Consider the following 21,397-nt stretch of genomic DNA (forward strand, 5'->3'; position numbering starts at 1 on the left):
GCGGAGGGAAACGGGGGCATGGGTGTGTTTGCGTGAGTTTTTTGTTTGGGCGAATTTCTGCGCGGCTAAACGGAGTATGGCATCGTTCTTGCCACTCCAAACTTTTGGCGAAGCGGGCTAAATATCCAGCTCGGCTTTGTCGCCCTCGGCTTCCATCCAGCTGCGGCGCTGGGCGGATTCGCCTTTGCCCATCAGTTTCACGAATACGTCGTAGGTAGGGCGGTCGCTGCCGTCGGGAATGTGTACGCGCAGCAGGCGGCGGGTGTCGGGGTGCATGGTGGTGTCTTTGAGCTGGTCGGGGTTCATTTCGCCCAAGCCTTTGAAGCGGCTGATGGAATAGTGGTTTTCGCGCAGGCCTTCCTTGCGCAGTTTTTCCAAAATGCCGTCGAGCTCGGCTTGGTCGAGGGCGTAGAATTTGCGGGCGGGCTTTTTCTTGCCCTGCGCGGCCACGTCCACGCGGAACAGGGGCGGCTGCGCCACATAAATGTGCCCGCGCCGCACCAGCTCGGGGAAGTGGCGGTAGAACAGGGTGAGCAGCAGCACTTGGATGTGCGAGCCGTCCACGTCGGCATCGGAGAGGATGGCGATTTTGCCGTAGCGCAGGCCGGAGAGGTTCGGCTCGTCTTCCGGGCCGTGGGGATCGACGCCGATGGCCACGGAAATATCGTGGATTTCGGTGTTGGCGAAGAGCTGGTCGCGGTGCACTTCGAAGCTGTTGAGCACTTTGCCGCGCAGGGGCAGGATGGCTTGGGTGTTGCGGTCGCGGGCGAGCTTGGCGGAGCCGCCGGCGGAATCGCCTTCCACCAGGAAAAGCTCGTTTTCGCGGATGTCTTCGCTTTCGCAGTCGGTGAGCTTGCCAGGCAGCACGGAAATGCCGCTGCCTTTTTTCTTTTCGATTTTCTTCACCGAGCGCATGCGCTCCTGCGCCTGCCGGATGGCGAGCTCGGCGATTTTTTTGCCGGCTTCGAGGTTTTGGTTGAGCCACAGCTCCACCGGGTCGCCGGCCATGGCGGCCACCAGTTTGAGCGCGTCGCGGTTGGTGAGCTTGTCTTTGGTTTGGCCTTGGAACTGCGGGTCGAGCATGCGCACGGATAGCACGAAAGATACGCGGTTGAACACGTCGTCGCTTTGGATTTTCACGCCGCGCGGCAGGAGGTTGTGGTGGGTGATGAAGTTGGATACGGCGTTGAACAGGGCCTGCTTGAGGCCAGCTTCGTGGGTACCGCCGGCGGGGGTGGGGATGAGGTTTACATAGCTTTCGGTGCTGATGCGGCCTTCTTCCAGCCAGGTGAGGGCGCAGGATACGCCTTCGCCGTGGGCAAAATCGCCGTGGTGGCTGCCGGAAACGTGGTTTTGCAGGGTGAGCAGGGGCAGGGTGGTTTCCTGTTCGGCGAGCAGGGTTTTCAGGTAGCCTTCGAGGCCGTCGGGGTAGTGCCAGGATTGGGTGGATTTTTCAGGTAGCCCAGCCTGCGCTCGGGTGAGGGAAACGCTCACGCCGGGCAGCAGCACGGCTTTGGCGCGCAGCAGGCGTTCGATTTCGGCGATGTCGTAGTGCGGGCTTTCGAAATATTTGGCGTCGGGCCAGATGCGCAGGGTGGTGCCGCTTTCTTTGGCGGGGCATTTGCCGGTTTCGGCCAGCGGCTCGACCACGTCGCCGCCGGCAAATACGATGCGGTACACTTTGCCTTCGCGCCGCACGGTCACTTCCAAACGGGTGGAGAGCGCGTTGGTCACGGACACGCCCACGCCGTGCAGACCGCCGGAGAAGGCGTAGGCGCCGTCGCCGCTGGTTTTGTCGAATTTGCCGCCGGCGTGCAGGCGGGTGAACACGAGCTCGACCACGGGGATGCCTTCTTCGGGGTGCAGGCCCACGGGGATGCCGCGCCCGTTGTCGGACACGGAAAGGGAGCCGTCGTCGTGGATTTCCACGCTGATGCGGCTGGCGAAGCCGCCCAGCGCTTCGTCGGCGGCGTTGTCGATGGCTTCTTGGCAGATGTGGGTGGGGCTGTCGGTGCGGGTGTACATGCCGGGGCGTTCTTTCACCGGCTCGAGCCCTTTGAGGACTTTGATGCTGCTTTCGGAATATGGCTTGGTCATGGTGTGTTTGCGAACTTGGAACTTGTTTATTTTAACATATCGGGGCGCGGCTGCTTGGGGGAAGGCTACCTGAAAAATGGGGCGGGGTTGTTGGCTGTGCGGAAACTGGCTTTGCTGGTTTTAACTTCGTTGAAGCTTCGCTTTCAGGTAGCCTCAGCCAGCCGCGGAGGCTACCTGAAAAATAGCCAGCCACTGTTTACTCAAGTAAAGACTACCTGAAAATGGGTACAGCAGAGTTTCTGCGAAACCAAAATATCTGCTTACCCGCCGTGCTGTTCCAGCACGAAATGCGCGCTGCTGTCTTGCGCCAAGAGTTCGGCTAGGGCGGGCAGGTTGGCGGCAAGCTGTTCGGCCAGCACGTAGGGCGGGTTGATGAGGAACATGCCGCTGCCGTGCATGCCGAAACCGTCGGCACGGGGGGCGTGGGCGTGCAGCTCGGCTTGCAGCCAATGTGCGGCGGGCAGTTTGCGCAATTCGGCGGGCAGGCTGCGGCTTTCTTCGCGCGAAAGGCAGGGATACCAGAGGGCGTAGCAGCCGGTGGCGAAGCGGCTGAGGGCGGCGCCTAGTGTTTGTACGGCTTGGCGGTATTCCTGCTTTTGTTCATAGGGCGGGTCGATGAGGATGACGGCTCGGCGCGGCGGGGGCGGCAGGAGGGAGATCAGGCTTTGGTAGCCGTCGGCTTGTTTGGCGATGATGCGGCGGTCGGCGGCGGTGTTTTGCCGGAGAAGGGGAAAGTCGGCGGGATGCAGCTCGAACAGGCGCAGTTTGTCGTTGGGGCGCAGCAAGCTTTGGGCGAGGAGGGGGGAGCCGCAGTAGAGCTGGGGCTGGGGCAGGAGGTTTTGCAGGTGTTGGCGGAATTGTTCGAGCTCGGCGGGCAGGGTTTGGGCGGCAAGCAGGCGGGCGATGCCTTGGCGGTATTCGCCGGTTTTTTGCGCTTGGTCTTCTTCTAAGTGGTAAAGGCCGGCGCCGCTGTGGGTGTCGATATACCAATAGGGCTTGTCTTTGCGGTTGAAATAGCTGAGGATGAGGAATAAAACGAAATGTTTGAACACGTCGGCATGGTTGCCGGCGTGGAAGGCGTGGCGGTAGCTGAGCATGGGGTGTTTGTAGCAGGGAAAAATTGTATTCTAACCGAGCCGCACGCAAATCGCAGACAAAAAAAGGTGTGGCACAAGCCACACCTAAACACACACACATCAAGAGGAAAATGAATCCAGTGTTACAAGAAACAGGTTACTTCGCTATTTCTCCGACCGGCTTGGAAACCCGTCGGAACTAAATCCTTTCAACTTGAGAGCGATTATAGGGAGATTGCCCGGGCGGGACATTGACCAAAATCAAATGAACGGTAATTGTGAGCATGCTAACGCGCAATTTTTGTGCGCAGGCTGCCTTTCAGGTAGGCCTAAATAGCCAACGCGGGCTGCCACAGATTAGGGCAGACATGCTAAAATGTCTGCATATTAACAACATGCTGCCGCCCGTTTGGCAGCAAAAACCGGCAAGCCGGCAAGGGAGGAGCGGCTGTTTTGCGCCAAAGGCCGAAGCAGGCGTTGTTTTAAAGAATTCACGGTTGGAACGAATGATTAAATTTGCACTCAAACGCAAATCGGGCAAATCAGCCAAGGCCGAGCCAGGCAGCCTGCCCGATGCCGAATCGTATTACCGTCGCGCCCAAGAGCTCGTGGAAGCGGAAGACACGCGGGAAAACGCCCTGGCCGACATGCGCCAGTCCGCCGAAATGGGATACCAGCAGGCGCAATACGAATTGGGCGAATGGTACCGCCAAGGCAAATATACCGCGCAAGATTACGCCACCGCACTCTACTGGCTGGAACGCGCAGCTGCCTCGGGCTACCTGAACGCCGCCTACAGCCTGGCCATGATGCAGGCCAACGGCGAAGGCATACAGCAAGACGTATTGGCCGCCAGCCAAGTGATGCAACATTTGGCCGCGCAGAAATTCCCACAGGCCATCGTGTGGCTGATGGAAAATGCCGCCGCCCACGGCCAGCACCAAAAAGCCTTCGCCTGGGCCTCCCGCGCCGCCGCATTGGGCGAACCGCAGGCGCAATACCACATGGCCTACGCCCTGCTGCACGGCCTGGGCACTAAAACCGACGTGCGCCAAGGCATCAGCTGGCTCAAGCACGCCGCCGAACACGACTACGGCGACGCCCAAGGGCAGCTCGCCCGCCTCTACGAAACCGGCCGCTTCGGCGGCATGGACAAAGCCAAAGCCCTGCATTGGTACGAACGCGTGGCCGCCAAAGGCGTGGTGGCCGCACAAAGCAAGGCCGGCCACATGCGCCTCAACGGCATCGGCTGCGCCGCCGACCCCAAACTCGCCGTGCAATGGATTATCCAAGCCGCCAACGCCAACGATTCCGAAGCGCTCAACCTCCTCGCCCGCCAGCTGCTCACCGGGCAGGGCATCCAACAAAACTTCGAAGCCGCCATCCGCTGCCTCGAGCAGGCCGTGCGCCTCGGCAACGCCGACGCCATGTATCAGATGGGCGACGTATACCGCTACGGCCTCGGCGTATCCAAAGACGACAAACTCGCCCGCCAATGGTACGAACAAGCCGTGCTTAACGGGCACGAAGAAGCCAAAGAAAAGCTGGCCGAGCCCGTGAAGCCCCAGCGCCGCGCCTCCGACCCCGTCTGCCACCTGCCCGACAAAGAAGAACAGCTGGCCGAAGAACACTACCGCCAAGCCTTCGCCTGCCATTTCGGCCTCGGAGTGAACCAAGATATCGGCCAAGCCTTCTCGCTGTATAAAGCCGCCGCCGAATACGGCCTGCCGCGCGCCCAAACCAATCTCGGCATGATGTTTTTCCAAGGCGAATTCGTGGGCAAAGATTTCGAGAAAGCCGCCGCCTGGTTTAAAAAAGCCGCCCTCCGCCACGACCCCGTGGCGCACTACAACCTCGCCTGCCTCTACTACCACGGCTGGGGCGTGCGCGCCAACGCCGGCGAAGCCATTTCCCACCTGAAAGCCGCCATCGCCCACGGCCATAAAAACGACGGCGAATGGCAGAAGCTCCTAGCGCAATGGCAAGAAGAGCTGGCCTAGGGCTACCTGAAAAAAGCTACCCGAAAAAGAAAGGCTACCTGAAAACGAAGCTTCCGAAGGAAGCGGAGTTTCTGCAAAGCTAAAACCGGATTACATTTTCAGGTAGCCTTCCCATGCAGTGATGGTTAAACGCCACGCCCGTTTGCCCGCCCACTTTAAATCCGCCGCCCCGCCCCTATCTGTCGCTTAAGATTTACCCGCGACCGACTTGCCCGCAAACCCCGCTTTACGCCACAATAAGCCCGTTTCGCATAACACAGAAAAAGGAATGAATCATGTCCGATATTGACGAAAACAACCCCATCATCTTCACCGAAAGCTGCTGCAGCAAAGTGGCCGAGCTGATTGCCGAAGAAGACAACCCCGATTTGAAACTGCGCGTGTTTGTGAACGGTGGCGGCTGCTCCGGCTTCCAATACGGCTTCACCTTCGACGACATCGTAAACGACGACGATTTCCAAATCGAAAAAAACGGCCTCACTTTTTTAGTAGACCCCATGAGCTACCAATACCTCGTCGGCGCCGAAATCGACTACACCGAAAGCCTGCAAGGCTCGCAGTTCGTTATCCGCAACCCCAACGCCGCCACCACCTGCGGCTGCGGCTCTTCCTTCTCGGTTTGAGTTTGGCAACACGCCCAAAGGCTATCTGAAAAATAAAGCAGCGCAGACGCTTTGCTGCGCAGCATTTCAGGTAGCCTCTTGCTTTAAATGTACCCACAAAAGAGTCATCAGCCATCCAGGCTACCTGAAAAATTTTCGCCATTACCGAAAACAAAATACCGGCCCAAGCAGCCGGTATTTTGTTTGCCCGCACGCTTCATCCGCGCCGCCGTTGCAGCACCCATTTGATGTCGTCGCCGAGCTGCTCCACGCTCACGGTTTGCCAGTCGGGCGCGCGGCTGAGGGCGGACGGATTTTCAGGTAGCCCGAACAGGGTGGGCGATTGCGCACCGCCGAGCAGTTTGGGCGCTTGGTAGCACACGATTTCGTCCACCCAATCCTGCGCTAGAAACGTACTGGCCAGGGTGGCGCCGGCTTCCAGCATCAGCTCGCCGATGCCGCGTGCGGCCAAGTCGAACAGCACGGCGGACAAATCAAGGCGGCCTTGGGCATCGGGGCTCAGGCGGCAGATTTCGGCTTCTCCGGCGGGAGCGGGGCGCTCGGACAGGGTGTAGATGAGCGTGGGGGCGCTGCCGTCGAGCAGGTGGCTGCCGGCACTCAGGCGCAGGCGGCTGTCGAGCAGCACGCGCAGTGGCGGGCGCAGGGTGGGGAAGCTGCGCACGGTGAGGCGCGGGTTATCGGCCAGGGCGGTGCCGATGCCGGTGAGCACGGCACAGCTTTCGGCGCGCTGGATTTGCACATCGTGCCGCGCCGCTTCGCCGGTAATCCATTGGCTTTGGCCGTTTGACAGCGCGGTTTTGCCGTCGAGGCTGGCGGCGGTTTTGAGCTTCACGAAGGGGCGGCCGCGTTCGATGCGCGAGAGGAAGCCGCGGTTGAGCTGCCGTGCTTCATGTTCCAGCAGGCCTGAGGCCACCTGAATGCCGGCGGCTTCGAGCATGGCCAGCCCTTTGCCGGCCACCAAGGGGTTCGGGTCTTGCATGGCGGCCACCACGCGGGCCACGCCGGCGCGAATAAGGGCTTCGGCGCAGGGCGGGGTGCGGCCGTGGTGGGCGCAGGGCTCGAGGGTAACGTAGGCGGTGGCGCCTTGCGCGGCGCTGCCGGCTTGGTGCAGGGCGTGCACTTCGGCATGCGGCTCGCCGGCCTTGAGGTGGAAGCCTTGCCCGACAATCTGGCTGCCGTGCGCAATGATGCAGCCCACGCGGGGGTTGGGCGTGGTGGAAAAACGGCCTTGCCAGGCGAGGGTGAGGGCTTGCTGCATCAGGGCGTGGTCGCTGGGGGAGAATTGGGGCATGGCGGGTATGGGATGGATGGGGTGGGATTTAGCCGGAGCAGATTTTTCAGGTAGCCTCTAAGTTGGGGGAAAGGCTACCTGAAAAAAGCTGGTAGGATTTCAGGTAGCCTGCTTTCAAGGCTGCAACGGCATGCCGAAGTGGCGGTAGCTGCGTTCGGTGGCGACGCGGCCGCGCGGGGTGCGTTGGAGGAAGCCTTGTTGGATGAGGTAGGGCTCGATGACGTCTTCGATGGTGTCGGTGCTCTCGCCGATGGCGGCGGCGATGTTGTCGAGCCCGACGGGGCCGCCGGCGAATTTGTGCAGCACGGCTTCGAGGAATTTGCGATCCATCATGTCGAGGCCTTCGTTGTCTACGTCGAGCATGCGCAGGGCGGCGTCGGCGAGCTGGGCGTCCACTTGGCCGTTGCTTTTCACTTCGGCGTAGTCGCGCACGCGGCGCAAGAGGCGGTTGGCGATGCGGGGGGTGCCGCGGCTGCGGCGGGCGATTTCGAGGGCGCCGGTGTCGTCGAGGCTCATTTGCAGCAGGCCGGCGGAGCGGGAAACGATGGTGGCGAGGTCGGCGGCGGTGTAGAACTCGAGGCGGAGACGATGCCAAAGCGGTCGCGCAGGGGGTGGTGAGCATGCCGGCGCGGGTGGTGGCGCCGACGAGGGTGAAGTGGGGGAGGTCGATGTTGACGCTGCGGGCGGCGGGGCCTTCGCCGATCATGATGTCGAGCTGGTAATCTTCGAGGGCGGGGTAGAGGATTTCTTCCACTACGGGGCTGAGGCGGTGGATTTCGTCGATGAAGAGGACGTCATGCGGCTCGAGGTTGGTGAGCAGGGCGGCGAGGTCGCCGGCGCGTTCGAGCACGGGGCCGCTGGTTTGCCTCAGGTTCACGCCGAGCTCTTTGGCGATGATGTGGGCGAGGGTGGTTTTGCCCAGGCCGGGCGGACCGAAGAGGAGGGTGTGGTCGAGGGCTTCGCCGCGCTGTTTGGCGGCGGCGATGAAGATGCCGAGCTGCTCTTTGGTTTTGGCTTGGCCGATGTAGTCGGCGAGAGTTTTGGGGCGCAGGGCGCGTTCGAGCTGCTCTTCTTGGTTGGAAATCTGGCGGGCGGTGATGAGGCGCTCGGGTTCGGCGGCGGTGAGGGTGTCGGTTTGGAGCATGGCGGATGGTGTCGGCTGGATTTGGGGTGGGATGTTTGCTTGGGCTGGGAGGCTACCTGAAAAATGTTTGGTGTGGTGTGGCGGAACTGGCGGGCTTAGAAAACCTTGGTTTAACGTTGTTGAAGCTCTGTTTTCTGTTTTAGCTTCGCAGAAACTCGCTACGCTCGTTTTAACTACGTTGAAGCTTCGCTTTCAGGTAGCCTGATTGGGTTTGGTTTTGTGTTGGGCGAGGAAGGCTTCTATCGAGCCGGGGCGGCGTTGGCTGTTTTCCAGCCATTCGGGCAGCCATTCGGTGAGGCGTTCGCCGCTTTTGCGGACAAAGGTGCCGGGGCTGGGTTCGTCAATATATTCTTGCTGGCGGACGAACACGAGCGGGGCTTCGCTGCCGGGCTGCTTTTGGGAAAAGGCGAGGGCGGCGAAGGCGTGGAAATAGTCGCTGCCTTGGTGTACGTCGGGTGCGCCGCGCTCGGGGTGGCACCATACGCGGTATTCGAGCACTTGGTCGTAGAAATAGCCGCCGCCGGAATGGGTGCGGGCAGGATAGGTGCCGACTTTTTCGGGATGGACGGCGCTCGGATAGGGCATGGTGTTGCTCGGTTGCTGGAAATAGAGTGGATTACAAAACCGCTACGGCATTGGCTCACCTTACCCCGATTTTTTTAATCCACTTATAGTTAGAAGGCTACCTGAAAAACGGCAGCCTTCTTGCTGGGTTTAGGGGCGGATGCGCCTTTGGGCGGGGCGGAGGCGGCAGCGGGGTGGCTCGCTTGGGCGGGCGCGGAGGCCGGGGCGGAAGCGGCGGGGGCGCTGCTGTCGGCGGGCAGGAGCTGTCGGGCAGCAGGTCTTGGTCGGCCTGTGATTCGATGCGTTTGCCGTTCATGCTGAGGGCTTGGTCGCGAATCACGATGTGGGTGCTGACGATTTGGTTGCCGTCGATTTTCAGGTAGCCTTGGCTGGCCATGCCGGTGAGGATGTTGTCGAGCCAGAGGCGCACGGCTTCTTGGATTTCTTTGTCGGCATTAGGCAGGGAGGGATCGACGCTGATGTAGTTTTTGGCCTGGGAGGCGGTGAGCTGCTCGATCAGTTTCTGCGGGATGGCGATGTGGAAGTCGGCATCTGTTTTGGCCATCATGCTGTTGATGTCGTTTAGGTCGGCGGCGGTGAGGCCGCTGAATTTGAGCTCGCCGCTGCTGCTGATCATGCCTTGCGGGGTGGTGAGGTCGAACTGCTTGAGGCGGATTACGGGGTCGTTGGTGAAGAGGCCGGCGGCTTCGCGGCGCAGGGTGGCGAGCAGGGCTTCGCGCATCTGGCCGTCGTCGAGGCGCTGGGTAACGAGCTGGTCGCGGCGGGTTTTGAGGGCGGCGAGGCTTTCGGCGTCGAGGTGTTCGGCGCTGGCGATAATGGCGAGCGGGCCGTAGCTGTCGCTGCCGTAGTTGAGCTTGGCGAAGCCGAACTTGCCTTCGGTGTTCACCCATTGGCCGTCTTCCGCCATGCTGGTTTCGATGTGCAAATCGGTGAGGCTGATTTTGGACGGGGGCACTTGGCCATAGGGGTTGATGAAGCTGCCGATTTGCAGGTCGGACACCATATTGAGCACGTCGTTGAGGCGGATGTCGTAGCTGATGTTGTCTTTCCATTCCAGCTGCACTTGGCCGAGAGTGAGCTTGCTGCTGCCTAGGGCGAGGTTGTGCTGGCCGTCGCGGGTTTCGGTGTGCAGCTTGAGGTTTTGGTAGGCGACGCTGCCTTTGTCGGCCAGGGTGATGGTGAGGCCGGGGTTTTCCAGGTCGGTTTGGTAGGAGGTGAAGTATTTGGCGTAGTCGGTTTCGCCTTTGAGGCCCTGCCAATCGATGGCGATGCCGGAAAGTTCTTGATATTTAAAGGCGGGCACTTGCCAAGACAGATGGCCGCTGCCGTCGAGATTGATCACGTTGCGTAGGCTGGCGGGGGGCTGGCTGCCGAAGAAGCGCTGCAGGATTTCGCGGCTTTCTGGCTCGAAGTTGAATTGGGTTTCCACCACGGCGCGCACGGGCATGATGCCGTTGGCAAACAGGTTGTGGTTCACACGGCTTTCCAGCGTGATGGGCTGGTTGAGGATGGTTTTGAGGTTGTCGGGCAGTTTGTCTTGCAGCTGCGCGAGGAAGGTGGGCTTGAAGCGCACCACGGTGGTTTCGGTTGAGGAAAACCAACCGCGCTCGTAGCGGCGGGATTCAACTTGCAGGAAGGAGGTGTCGGCCAGGATTTCGTGCTGCTTGGCAAGGCTTTCTTCGGCCTTGATGCCGAGGTAGTAGGGCGCGCCGAAGACCAGCGCGGCCAGCAGCAGGATGAGGCCGGAAACCAGCCGGAGGAGTTTTTTCATGCGGCAACCAAAAACGGGGTAATCAGAAAGGCGCAAGGATAACACCAAAATGCGGCACTGTCTTGCTGCTACCTAGGCAAGAGGCTACCTGAAAACAGATTTTTACTTTCGTTAAAACTGTTTTCAGGTAGCCTCTATCCTATCGGGGCAGGGCAGCCGCGGCGGAATTAAGATGCGGTGTCGTTCAGCGCGTTAATGCTGTAGCCGCCGTCCACATAGGTGATTTCGCCGGTGATGCCGGAGGCTAGGTCGGAGAGCAGGAAGGCGGCGGTGTTGCCCACTTCTTCGATGGTCACGTTGCGGCGCAGCGGGTTGTGCGAGGCCACGTGGCTGAGCAGGCGGCTGAAATCGGCAATGCCGGCGGCGGCCAGGGTTTTGATCGGGCCGGCAGACACGCCGTTGCAGCGGATGCCTTCGGGGCCGACGCAGGCGGCGGTGAAGCGGATGGCGGCTTCCAGGCTGGCTTTGGCCATGCCCATCACGTTGTAGTTGGGGATGGCGCGCACGGCGCCGAGGTAGGAGAGGGCAACGATGGCGCTGTGGCGGCCGCGCATCATCGGGCGGGCGGCTTTGGCCAGTGCGGGCAGGCTGTAGGCGGAAACATCGTGCGAAATTTCAAATGCTTCGCGGCTGATGCTGTCTAAGAAGTCGCCGCTGAGCGCTTCTTTGGGCGAAAAGGCGATGGCGTGCACCAGGCCGTCGAGACCGTCCCATTTTTTGCCCAAATCGGCAAACACCTGCTCAATTTCGGCGTCGCTCTGCACGTCGCAGCGGAACACCAAATCAGAGCCGAATTCGGCCGCCATTTTGCGCACGCGCTCTTCGAGTTTGTCCACCACATAGGTGAATGCCAGCTCGGCGCCCTGCTCGCGGCAGGCTTTGGCGATGCCGTAGGCAATCGAACGTTCGGAAATCATGCCGGTAATCAGGATTTTTTTACCTTGCAAAAAGCCCATTTTCTGAATCCTTGAAGTAGTATATAGTTGTGCCGGCTAGCGGCGGCGCAGTGCCGCAGGAATTTTCAGGTAGCCGTGTGGAAAAGCGGCGCATTATAGCGTAAATCGCGCAAATCAAATATAGCCGCATCGGCAAGACGGGTTGGGGCGCAGGCTCGGCAAACGCAAAAAAGCCGAAACCCGCTGTTTGGGGCAGCAGGCTTCGGCTTTCGGTTTTGAGTATTGGGATGTAGAGGAAACGGTTCGCTAGGCGCACTCCTGTGGGAATTTGAGAGAAGACGGATTGCCCAGCCGAGTTTGGCTGAAGCATGTTGGTATTATACATAAACGATAATTGTTATCAATATTTATCTGGAAAATATTTTTATCGAACCATATGGAGGCCATTTATTTTTTCAATATTTAGGGCGGTTGCAGGCTAGGCGCATCGGCATGGTGCGCTCCGTTATATAATGCCGCTTTTCTTTCCACACGCTTTCCTTGTCGCACACATGAACACCATCCAGCAAACCGTTTCCAGCCAACTCCTGCATGCCAACCAGCTCGGCAGTGCCGAACTGAGCCGCGCCCTGTCCGCCATTTCCGCGCACCATGTGGACTACGCCGACATCTATTGCCAGCGCACAGCCTATGAAAGCTGGCATTTGGAGGAGGGCATGGTGAAATCCGGCAGCTTCCATATCGACCAGGGCGTGGGCGTGCGCGCGGTGTCGGGCGAGAAAACCGCGTTTGCCTATGCCGACAGCCTCAATCCGGCGGTGTTGCGGCAGGCGGCGGAAGCAGTGCGCACCATCGGCGCGGCGGGGCAGGAGCGGCAGATTAAGCTGGACGGCTCCGGCAGTTTTTCAGGTAGCCGCACGCAACCCGCGCTGTATGCTGCCGACAACCCGATTCTCGGGCTCGATTCGGCGGCCAAAGTGGCGCTGCTCAACCGCGTGGAACAGCTCGCCAAGGCGGCCGACCCGCGCATTGTGCAGGTGATGGCCGGGCTTACCTGCGAATACGATTTGGTGTATCTGGCGCGGCTCGACGGCCGCACCGCCGCCGACATCCGCCCGCTGGTGCGCCTGAGCGTGAGCGTGGTGGCCAAGCAGGGCGAACGGCGCGAGATGGGCAGCTTCGGCGGCGGCGGCCGGCACGGGCTGGACTATTTCTCCGAAGAGCGGCTGCGCGAATATGTGAACGCTGCCGTGGCGCAGGCTTTGGTCAACCTGGAATCGCGCCCCGCGCCCGCCGGCAGCATGACCGTGGTGCTCGGTAGCGGCTGGCCGGGTGTGCTGCTGCACGAAGCGGTGGGGCACGGGCTGGAGGGCGATTTCAACCGCAAGGGCACCAGCGCCTTTGCCGGTCGGCTGGGCGAGCGCGTGGCCGCCGAGGGCGTGACCGTGGTGGACCAGGGCGACATCGCCCGGCGGCGCGGTTCGCTCAATCTGGACGACGAAGGCAACGAAACCCGCCAAACCGTGCTGATTGAAGACGGCATCCTCACCGGCTACCTGCAAGACGAAACCAACGCCCGCCTGATGGGCATGGCGGTTACCGGCAACGGCCGGCGCGAAAGCTACACCGCCGTGCCCATGCCGCGCATGACCAACACCTTCATGCAAAACGGCAGCCGCGAGCCGGAAGAAATCATCGCCTCCATCGACAAAGGCCTGTATGCCGTGAACTTCGGCGGCGGGCAGGTGGACATCACCAGCGGCAAATTCGTGTTCAGCGCTTCGGAAGCCTGGTGGGTGGAAGGCGGCAAACTGCAATATCCGGTGAAGGGCGCCACCATCATCGGCAGCGGCCCGGAAGTGCTCAAACACGTGAGCATGATCGGCAACGATATGGCGCTCGACAGCGGCATCGGCGTGTGCGGCAAAGAAGGGCAGAGCGTGCCCGTGGGCGTGGGGCAGCCCACGCTGCGCATCGATGCCGGGCTGACGGTGGGCGGCAGCGAGGCCGGTTGAATGCTTTGGCCGTGCATGGCTTAAAGGCTACCTGAAAAATAAAGGGCTACCTGAAAACGGCAATGGGGGTTTTCAGGTAGCCTTTGCCTTTGGCAACACAGCGTAGCAGCGGCCGTGGGACAGGGTTTATGTTTGATTCTTCGCAGAAACTCGCTACGCTCGTTTTAACTTCGTTGAAGCTTTGCTTTCAGGTAACCTTCCCCCCCCCCGCCGCAGTTTCAAAAAAGCCGGGCGCAGGCTATAATCCGCCCGCGATTAGTCGGGGTGCCGCCGGCGCGGCTGAGAAAATACCCGTTGTACCTGATACAGTTAATACTGGCGTAGGAAACTATCCGAGCAGCCTTAAGCTTGATGGAGGCTACCTGAAAACGATGTCTTGCGCAGCAAGGCTGAGTTTCTGCGAAGCTAAAGCGCAGCGTTCCCGCGCAGCCGAAGCCGGCACACTGTCTCGTACACACCCACACGCCCGACCCGCAGCGGGCGTTTTTCTTGCCCGCACCTGCCAAGCCGAAGGAGCAAACAACATGCAAATCAAATATCTGGATCAAGTTCGCGCCCGCAACCCGCTGGTGCACAACATCACCAACATCGTATCCGCCAACTTCTCCGCCAACGGCCTGCTCGCCATCGGCGCCTCGCCGATTATGGCCGACAGCGTGGACGAAATGGACGAACTCGCCGCCGCCAGCTCGGCTGTGGTGCTCAATATCGGCACGCTGAACGTGCACAAAGTGGAAGCCATGCTCGCCGCCGGCAAATCCGCCAACCGCGCCGGCGTGCCGGTGGTGCTCGATCCGGTGGGCGCAGGCTTCACGGCGCTGCGGCGCGACACCACGGCGCGGCTGCTGCGCGAAATCCGCTTCGCCGCCGTGCGCGGCAATGCCGGCGAAATGGCGCACATTGCCGGCGTGGCATGGCAGGCCAAAGGCGTGGACGCGGGCAGCGGCTCGGCCGATTTGCAAGAAATCGCCCAACGCATCGCGCAGCAACACGGCTGCATCGCCGCCATCAGCGGCGAAACCGACTACGTTTCCGACGGCAGCCGCACCGCCAAGCTGAATAACGGCACGCCGCTGTTTCCGAAAGTTACCGCTTCCGGCTGCCTGCTCAGCACCGTGGTGGGCGCCTTTGCCGCCGTGGCCGCGCCGGGCGATATGCTGCACGCCGTGGCCGAAGCCTGCACCGTATATGCCGTGGCCGGCGAGCTGGCGGCGCAAGGCTTGCAGGACACGCAGAGCGGCTCGTTTGCCGTGTCGCTCATCGACCATCTCGGTTCGATTAGCGCGCGGCAAGCTGCCGATCGGGCACGCGTGGAATGGATTTAACCAATTGAATGAGGAGGGTAATCATGGCAACAATCGCACAGGCGCTCACCATCGCCGGCTCCGACAGCGGCGGCGGCGCGGGCATTCAGGCCGATTTGAAAAGCTTCCAAATGCGCGGCGTGTTCGGCATGAGCGTGCTCACCGCCGTTACCGCGCAAAACACGCTGGGCGTGCAGGCCATCCACGGAGTGCCGCTGGATATTATCCGCGCGCAAATCGATTCCATCGCCGCCGACTTTCAGGTAGCCGCCTGCAAAATCGGCATGCTGGGCACAGCGGAAACCATTGAATGCGTGGCCGAAAAGCTGGCGGGCAAACCGTTTGGCCGGCTGGTGGTCGATCCCGTGATGGTGGCCAAGGGCGGCGCGCCGCTGTTGCAGCAAAACGCCGTCTCCGCGCTCAAACGCCATCTGCTGCCGCTCGCCGACGTGCTCACGCCCAACCTGCCCGAAGCCGAAGCGCTCACCAGCATCGCCATCCAAAGCGATGCCGATGCCGAACGCGCCGCCCGCCTGTTGCAGGAAGCCGGCGTGCACACCGTGGTGATCAAAGGCGGGCACAGCGGCGGCTCGCAAAGCGAAATCTGCCGCGACTGGGTGTTTATGCCCGACACGCAGTTCACGCTGGAAAGCCCGCGCTTCCCCACGCCGCACACCCACGGCACCGGCTGCACCTTCTCCGCCTGCCTCACCGCCGAGCTGGCCAAAGGCGCAAGCGTGGAGGCCGCCGTGCACACCGCCAAGCAGTGCATCACCGCCGCCATCTCCCACCCGCTCAACATCGGCCACGGCCACGGCCCGGTAAACCATTGGGCGTTTCGGGCAGAGCCGGAAATTTAATTTCTGCGGCACGTGATGCGCATCAGGCTACCCGAATTTTTCAGGTAGCCTGTTTTGATTGGAGGCTACCTGAAAAATCGGCATGACGTTCATCTTCCTAACTGAATGTCTAATAACCCAATTTCTTAGCTAACACTTCGGCAAGCGTATTGCCTGCCCAAATGATTTCATCAACGGTTTCGCCAAGGTTGCCCGAATCGTTCATCACCACGGGCGGCGGATGGCCGCTTGCGGCTTGGTGCGGCCGGAAATCGTAGCAATAGAATATGCCGCCGCCGTCAAACGCAATCGGCATCAGGTTGGGCGCGTAGTGCCAAAATTGGTAGGCAAAATAAAACGACACCACTTCTGCGGGCAAAAAATAGCCGAAATCCTGCCCGTTGCCCACTATCCCGCCGCTCACCGAATACTGCCAAAGCTGCGCCAGTTCTTTGGGAATAGAAAAATGGGGAGGCAGGCAAAATGCGGTGGCATCCAGCTGCGCGGCGTAGGCTTCCAAGCAGCGCAATGCGTCGGCACGCTCGGCTTCGGGCAAGGGCGCGCGGAATGCGGCCATATCGCCGGCAGCGGCGGGATGTTGTTTGTCGTAAAACTCAAAGGATTGATACCACATGGTTTTGTCCTTTCGGTGAGGGGCTGGGCAATCTGTGTTCCATCGCTGTGATTGAGTTTCGCAGAAATTCGGCTTCGGCGCAGCTAACTATTTTGGCTTGGCTGGCATCTGCTTTTCTGCGGAAGCCTCTTTTCAGCTAGCCTAACCATTTTCAGGTAGCCTCTGTGGCGGCACATTATTCGGCGCACACTCAATGCTGCAAACTTTTCAGGTAGCCTGCATGCAGACAGGCTACCTGAAAACCGGCTACCTGAAAAATCCCCGCCACACTCTCCGCCCCTCTTCCCGCCGAAAACTTGCCAAACGCCCGCCTTTCGGGCAAAGTTCGCCCATTTTGGCGGCGGCCGCACCGCCCCGTTTGCACACACCTTTCCCTATGTCCGAAACCTTCTCCTCACGGCTGGATACCCTGCTCAAAGTAGAAACGCCGGAAGCCATTGATATTTATCTGCGTCCGGCTTCGGTGTTCGCCCGCTCGCGCGCCTGGTTTGTCGATTTCATCATCCGCATGGTTTGGATAACGGTCTCCACCATGCTGCTCACTTTCGTTTTTCAAGATGCTTTGAGTTACTCCGGCAACGATTTTGGCAAAGGCCTGTTTTTCTTCCTGCTGTTTGTAAACGGCTTCTTCACCGTGTGGCTGTATTTCGTGGTATTTGAAGTGTGGTGGCACGGGCAAACGCCGGGCAAGAAAATCTTCGGCCTGCGCGTGGTCAACGACAACGGCACGCACATCACTTGGTCGGCCTCGCTCTTGCGCAACCTGTTGCGCGTGTTCGACGCCATGCCGATGTTTTACGGCGTGGGGCTGGTTACCGGCCTGTGCAACCCCTACGGCCGCCGCCTGGGCGATATTCTGGCTTCCACCGTGGTGGTATATGTCGACAAAACCCGCGGCCAGGCGCAGCGCATGGATTTGGGCGGCGTACAGGCCGTTATCCCGCCGGTGGCGCTCACCCGCGAAGAGCAGCAGGCGATTTTGAGCTTTGTGGAGCGCCGCCGCCACCTGAGCGCGGCTCGTACTGCCGAGCTGGCGCAGATGATGGCCGGCGCCATCTTCGGCCGGCAGGAAAACGAACGCGCCGCCGAGCAGCTGATTTTGGGCTTGGGCAAATACTACGCGGGCGAACAGAGGGGGGCAGCCGAATGAGGCAGTTGTTTTTCGAAGAGCAGCATCAGGCGTTTTGGCGCGCGTTCGAGCAGGATTTGCAAAAGCTGGAAGCGCGGCGCGGCAGCCTGCCCGCCAAGCAGATTACCCTGTTTGTGCAAGACTACCGCACCGTGTGCCACCACCTTGCAGTGGCCACCGACCGCTGCTATTCCGGCGGCCTCACCGACTATCTGCAATACCTGTGCGAGCGGGCGCACCAGCTTTTGTATGTGGGGCAGCAAGTGTCGCTGTGGGTGCGCTTCCGCGATTTTGTGCGGCACGGCTTCCCGCAGCTGGTGCGGTGCGAGAAAAAACTGGTGTGGCTGGCACACGCGCTGTTTTACCTGCCGTTTGCCGTGGCCTTCCTGCTCACGGCTTTCGTGCCGGAGAGCGTGGACAAAATCGCCGGCCTGGGTCAGGGCCCGGAATTGGCCGATTCCTACAAGGAAATGATGGAGCAATACGCCGCCGGCAGCAACCGCGAGGCTTGGCAAAACTTCACCATGGCCGGCTTCTATATTTTCAACAACATCACCATCGCATTTCAAAGTTTCGTCAGCGGCATCCTGTTCGGTTTGGGTACGGTGTATGTAACCGTGAGCAACGGCTGGATCATCGGCGGGGCGATGGGCTATATGGTGAAAGACCCGGCCGGGCCGGCCTTTTTCTCCTTCGTGGGCGCGCACGGCGCGTTCGAGCTCACCGGCATTGTACTGGCGGCGGCGGGCGGCCTGCGTTTGGGTTTGGCGCTGCTCAACCCGCAGGGCTTGTCGCGCCGCGATGCGCTGCGCATCCAGGGCAAACAGGCGGTGGGCTTGATGAACGGCGGCTTTCTGTTGCTGTTTATCGCTGCGTTTATTGAGGGCTTTTGGTCGCCGATTACCAGCATTCCGATGATGTTTAAATATATGGTTTCCGTGGTGATGTGGCTGTTGGTGTATGCCTATCTGCTGTATGCGGGAAGGAGGGCGGCATGAATATTTGGGAAACCCGCCTCAATTTCCGCCCGCGCAGCGGCTGGGAAGCGCTGGATTTGGGCGCGCGCCTGTTTCAGGAGCGGCCTTGGTTGTATATGGGCGTGTGGGCAAGCTTGTCGCTGCCGGTGTATGCCTTGGTGTTGCTGCTGTGCTGGCAGCGGCCGCAGTGGGCGGGGCTGCTGATTTGGTGGCTCAAGCCGCTGTTTGAGGCGCCGGTGTTGTGGCTGATGTCGCAGCAGGTGTTTGAGCCGCTGCCGCCATACCGGCAATGCGTGCGCGCGGCTTTGGGGCAGATGTGGCGGCCGCGCCTGATTGGCGATTTAACCTGGCGGCGCTTCAGCTTCCGCCGCAGTTTGGTGCTGCCGGTAACGCTGCTGGAGCGTTTGTCGGGCCAAAACCACCAGCGCCGCTGCAACGAGCTTTCGCGCCAGAGCGGCGGCGGGGCGGTGTGGCTCACCTTTTTCGGCATCCATCTGGAGATGATTCTGAGCCTCGGCCTGCTCAGCCTGTTGTTTTGGCTGTGGGTGGGCGATCCTGCGCAAAATATCGTGGGCAACCCCTTCAGCGGGATGCGTTCCACCCAGGCGCTGACGCAAATCGGCGCATTGATTGATGCCGGGGAAGGGCGCGTGTTTGAGTATCTCACAGACGTGCTGTATATGATTTTGCTGTGTTTCTGGGGGCCTTTGTATGTGGCTTGCGGCTTCATGCTGTATCTGAACGCGCGCACCCGCGCCGAGGGCTGGGACATCCGCTTGGCCGCCCGCAAAATCCAAGACCGCCTGCTGGGGCAGAGCAGCACGCTGTGGGCGCTGCTGCTGGCTGTGTTTATCGGCTTCGGTTTTTCAGGTAGCCTGCATGCCGAACCGCTGCCCAACCAAGGCCGTATCGAGCAGGTGCGCCAAGAGACCTTGGAAAAACCGCCGTTCCGGCAGCTGAAAACCGACACCGAATACTGCTGGCGCAGCTGCAACAAACAGCAGCAGAGCCGCCACCCCAACATACCGCTGCCCGATAACATCCCCACGCCGCCCCGCCCGTGGTTTAACGCGCTGATGTATGCCCTGATCGGCATCCTGCTCGGGCTGGTATTGTGGCTGCTATACCGCTGGTATCAGGCCAACGGCGGCTTCGGCCTGAACGAAGGCAAAGAAGTGCCGGAAACCCTGTTCGGCATGAAGATTACCCCCGAAAGCCTGCCGGGCGACGTGGCCGCCGCCGTGCTGGCCGAATACGAGCGCGACCCTCGCGCCGCCATGAGCCTGTTGTACCGCGGCAGCCTCTCGCAAATCAGCCGCCGCCACGGTCTGCCCCTGCGCAGCAGCGACACCGAAGGCCAAGTGCTCAAACGCGTGCGCCAGCGCCAGCCGCAGCTCCTGGATTATTGGCAGCCGCTCACCGATTCCTGGGTCGCCCTGGCCTATGCCCACCGCCTGCCCGAGCGCGAAACCGTACACCGCCTGTGCCGCGAATACCGCCGCGTGTTTGCCGAAAGCGGCGCGCCGGAATTTTCAGGTAGCCTTTCCCGGGCAGGGGAGGGCGCGGCATGAAAAACATGAAAGCCCTGCTCATCGGCCTGTTGGCGGTATTGCTCGTTGGCGGGCTGGTTGTGGCCGCCAACCTCGACAAACGGCAAACCCAAAGCTGGCAGACGCTCGACGCGCAGCAGCAAATCCGCGAAGGCCGGCTTTTCTCGCTCAAACAGCTGCTCGAGCGCGCTGGCACCGCCCGCGTGGAAAGCAAGCGCAGCCTGTACGGCCTCAACGGCATCAACGAATACGCCGACAAGCAGCTGATGATTGTGGCCGATCACCGCCTCGACAGCAGCGAAGACGCCGAACGGCTGCTCGGCTGGGTGGGGCGCGGCAACCACCTCGTGCTGCCCCTGCCCAGCTATGCCAGCGACAACCCGGCCGGCAGCAGCAGCGGCAGCGGCGGAGCAGACGACTTCCGCGCCACCATGCTGCGCCGCCTGCAAATCCACACCGCCAAAGCCACCGAAATCGACGACAAAAACCTGCCCAACTTGCCCAATCTGCCCGCCTGCGTGAAAACCGCCGAGCGCATCCGGCAAGCACAGCAGCAAATCGGCGAAGCCGAGCCGCTACAAGTGAGCGAACGCTGCAACGCCGCCCTCAGCAGCGTGAGGCTACCTGAAAAAGCCACGCTCAACATCCTCGGCAGCAGCTATTATCAAGACAATGCCGTGTGGGTGCCGCAGCCCAACGCCGCCGTGCTGTTTCAAGGCAAAAACGCCTACGGGGTGCAAATCATCCGCGTGGCCTACGGCGACGGCAGCGTGCTGCTCACCTTCGACGAAAGCTGGCTTACCAACCCCGGCCGCCCCGACTCCTGGGACAACAGCCTCGCCCTCTACGACCACGCCTACCTCGCCGCTTATCTGGCGCAGGGAAAAGAACGCGTTATCCTGGTGGACAAACTTTATCAAGCCGGCTACGGCAGCAGCACACCCATGCTGTGGAAAATGATCAAGGCCCAGCCCGTATTGTGGGCGCTGGCCTTCGCCGCCGCACTCGTGCTCTTGTGGCGCATCATCGTGCGCGTGGGCGTGGTGCAGCAGCTGCCGCCCGCCCCCGAACGCTACCTGAAACAGCACCTGTTCGCCCAAGGCCAGTTCCTCACCCGCCACCTGAGCCGCCGCGCCATCTTGAACGATATGCAGCGCCGCCTGCTCGAAGCCCTGCAACAGCGCCACCCCGCCTGGAAGCAGATGGGCAGCCGCAAGCAGCTCGAATTCCTCAGCGCCCAAACTAAGCTGCCGCCCTCCGTGGTCGAGCCCTGGCTCAAACCGCTGCCGGACAACATCAACTTGGTGCAGTGGCTGCAAATGCTCGCCTCGCATCAACGGATTATGCGCAAGATATACCGCTCGTGGTATTAGCCGGCGGCTGAAGGCTACCTGAAAAATATGCCCGCCAGGTTTTCAGGTAGCCTCAAGCCAGCCGCAGGCTACCTGAAACCCCACTCCGATTAA

Annotated in this window: 16 protein-coding genes, 1 pseudogene and 1 riboswitch; of the genes and pseudogenes, 9 read left to right on the top strand and 8 right to left on the bottom strand. The window is 61.0% G+C overall.

The genetic code is table 11. The annotated features are described in order from the left end of the window. Positions 1–117 precede the first annotated feature (117 nt). The gene (gene parE / locus LG371_RS07380; protein WP_067593713.1) at positions 118–2,097 is read right to left on the bottom strand and encodes a DNA topoisomerase IV subunit B; all 1,980 of its coding nucleotides are present in this window, start codon (positions 2,095–2,097) and stop codon (positions 118–120) included. Positions 2,098–2,357: 260 nt separating this feature from the next. Beyond that, a complete protein-coding gene (locus LG371_RS07385) occupies positions 2,358–3,194 on the bottom strand; it encodes a 23S rRNA (adenine(2030)-N(6))-methyltransferase RlmJ (protein WP_067593716.1) in 837 nt (278 codons plus the stop codon). Between the two features lie 485 nt (positions 3,195–3,679). Between LG371_RS07385 and LG371_RS07390 the strand changes: the two genes are divergently transcribed. Both LG371_RS07390 and erpA read left to right on the top strand, forming a co-directional pair. Continuing rightward, positions 3,680–5,173, top strand: a complete 1,494-nt coding sequence (locus LG371_RS07390) for a sel1 repeat family protein (protein ID WP_225748168.1) — start codon at positions 3,680–3,682, stop codon at positions 5,171–5,173. Between the two features lie 275 nt (positions 5,174–5,448). After that, positions 5,449–5,796, top strand: a complete 348-nt coding sequence (gene erpA / locus LG371_RS07395) for an iron-sulfur cluster insertion protein ErpA (RefSeq protein ID WP_067593722.1) — start codon at positions 5,449–5,451, stop codon at positions 5,794–5,796. A gap of 196 nt (positions 5,797–5,992) precedes the next feature. Here erpA and ribD read toward each other — a convergent pair whose 3' ends face one another. The 5 genes and pseudogenes from ribD to fabI form a co-directional block, all read right to left on the bottom strand. Further along, positions 5,993–7,087, bottom strand: coding sequence for a bifunctional diaminohydroxyphosphoribosylaminopyrimidine deaminase/5-amino-6-(5-phosphoribosylamino)uracil reductase RibD (gene ribD, locus LG371_RS07400; RefSeq protein ID WP_225748169.1), 1,095 nt, complete (start codon positions 7,085–7,087; stop codon positions 5,993–5,995). 114 nt (positions 7,088–7,201) lie between these two features. After that, positions 7,202–8,231: pseudogene (ruvB, locus tag LG371_RS07405) on the bottom strand (Holliday junction branch migration DNA helicase RuvB). A gap of 192 nt (positions 8,232–8,423) precedes the next feature. Further along, positions 8,424–8,816, bottom strand: coding sequence for a GCN5 family acetyltransferase (locus LG371_RS07410; protein ID WP_225748170.1), 393 nt, complete (start codon positions 8,814–8,816; stop codon positions 8,424–8,426). A 97-nt stretch (positions 8,817–8,913) separates the two neighbouring features. Beyond that, a complete protein-coding gene (locus LG371_RS07415; protein WP_225748171.1) occupies positions 8,914–10,587 on the bottom strand; it encodes a YdgA family protein in 1,674 nt (557 codons plus the stop codon). Positions 10,588–10,754: 167 nt separating this feature from the next. After that, positions 10,755–11,543 carry an enoyl-ACP reductase FabI gene (gene fabI / locus LG371_RS07420; protein WP_067593737.1) on the bottom strand — a complete coding sequence of 263 codons (789 nt, stop codon included), beginning with the start codon at positions 11,541–11,543 and terminating at the stop codon, positions 10,755–10,757. A 491-nt stretch (positions 11,544–12,034) separates the two neighbouring features. Here fabI and tldD point away from each other — a divergent pair, with 491 nt between their 5' ends. The 3 genes from tldD to thiD all read left to right on the top strand — a co-directional run bounded on the left by tldD (position 12,035) and on the right by thiD (position 15,662). Further along, the gene (tldD, locus tag LG371_RS07425) at positions 12,035–13,498 is read left to right on the top strand and encodes a metalloprotease TldD (protein WP_067594309.1); all 1,464 of its coding nucleotides are present in this window, start codon (positions 12,035–12,037) and stop codon (positions 13,496–13,498) included. A 250-nt stretch (positions 13,499–13,748) separates the two neighbouring features. Continuing rightward, a riboswitch (TPP riboswitch) is annotated at positions 13,749–13,842 on the top strand. A gap of 180 nt (positions 13,843–14,022) precedes the next feature. Then, entirely contained in the window at positions 14,023–14,823 is an 801-nt protein-coding gene (gene thiM, locus LG371_RS07430) for a hydroxyethylthiazole kinase (RefSeq protein ID WP_067593740.1), read from the top strand. A gap of 23 nt (positions 14,824–14,846) precedes the next feature. After that, complete coding sequence (gene thiD, locus LG371_RS07435) at positions 14,847–15,662, top strand: bifunctional hydroxymethylpyrimidine kinase/phosphomethylpyrimidine kinase (protein WP_370632672.1); 816 nt, start codon at positions 14,847–14,849, stop codon at positions 15,660–15,662. Between the two features lie 109 nt (positions 15,663–15,771). Here the strand turns inward: thiD and LG371_RS07440 are convergent, their stop codons facing one another. Beyond that, complete coding sequence (locus LG371_RS07440; protein ID WP_067593746.1) at positions 15,772–16,275, bottom strand: SMI1/KNR4 family protein; 504 nt, start codon at positions 16,273–16,275, stop codon at positions 15,772–15,774. Between the two features lie 193 nt (positions 16,276–16,468). On the opposite strand from LG371_RS07440, the gene LG371_RS07445 reads away from it, so the two are divergent. The 4 genes from LG371_RS07445 to LG371_RS07460 are packed head-to-tail and all read left to right on the top strand — an operon-like array spanning position 16,469 to position 21,304. After that, positions 16,469–17,425: an RDD family protein gene (locus LG371_RS07445; protein WP_225748172.1), complete on the top strand. Its 957-nt coding sequence runs from the start codon at positions 16,469–16,471 to the stop codon at positions 17,423–17,425. Further along, positions 17,422–18,402: a stage II sporulation protein M gene (locus tag LG371_RS07450; protein ID WP_067593749.1), complete on the top strand. Its 981-nt coding sequence runs from the start codon at positions 17,422–17,424 to the stop codon at positions 18,400–18,402. The genes LG371_RS07445 and LG371_RS07450 overlap by 4 nt, the downstream gene beginning before the upstream one ends. Then, positions 18,399–19,952 carry a DUF4129 domain-containing protein gene (locus tag LG371_RS07455; RefSeq protein WP_225748173.1) on the top strand — a complete coding sequence of 518 codons (1,554 nt, stop codon included), beginning with the start codon at positions 18,399–18,401 and terminating at the stop codon, positions 19,950–19,952. Before LG371_RS07450 ends, LG371_RS07455 begins: the two co-directional genes overlap by 4 nt. Continuing rightward, a complete protein-coding gene (locus tag LG371_RS07460; protein ID WP_225748174.1) occupies positions 19,949–21,304 on the top strand; it encodes a DUF4350 domain-containing protein in 1,356 nt (451 codons plus the stop codon). The genes LG371_RS07455 and LG371_RS07460 overlap by 4 nt, the downstream gene beginning before the upstream one ends. Positions 21,305–21,397 lie beyond the last annotated feature (93 nt).

The organism is Eikenella sp. Marseille-P7795, from assembly GCF_916618725.1.
GTDB classification, from domain to species: Bacteria; Pseudomonadota; Gammaproteobacteria; order Burkholderiales; family Neisseriaceae; genus Eikenella; species Eikenella longinqua.